Raw genomic sequence first — 447 nt, forward strand, 5'->3', positions numbered from 1 at the left:
CGGATGAACTTCGGCAGCCGCTCCGAAAAAGTCTCCCGTCGTATCGCACAGATGGAAGCTGACCTGAAGGCACTTCAGAAAGAAAGTGATACCCTTACCGGTCGGGTTGACGACCCGGCCGTGCAGCGCCCACTGCGTCAAACCCGCACCCGCAAACCGTTCCCCGAATCACTCCCCCGCGATGAAAAACGGCTGCTGCCGGCAGCGTCATGCTGCCCGGAATGTGGAGGCCCACTGAGCTATCTGGGTGAGGATGCCGCCGAACAGCCGGAGTTGATGCGCAGCGCCTTCCGGGTTATCCGGACTGTACGCGAAAAGCATGCCCGTACTCAGTTCGATGCCATCCTTCAGGCCCCCCCCCCGTCCCTGCCCACCCACCGGGGTACCGCCCGACCGGGGGCGCCGGCCCGCGCGCCGCGCGCACACGATGCCGCGCCCACCCCCCTC

At 66.0% G+C, this 447-nt stretch carries 1 protein-coding gene; it reads left to right on the forward strand.

Annotated elements, in window-relative coordinates; genetic code table 11:
• Positions 1 to 447 (forward strand): IS66 family transposase (locus tag K0039_RS21395; RefSeq protein ID WP_228106902.1); only part of this gene is annotated, 447 nt, incomplete at both ends.

It is taken from the genome of Terrisporobacter mayombei (genome assembly GCF_020748465.1).
GTDB lineage: Bacteria > Bacillota > Clostridia > Peptostreptococcales > Peptostreptococcaceae > Terrisporobacter > Terrisporobacter mayombei.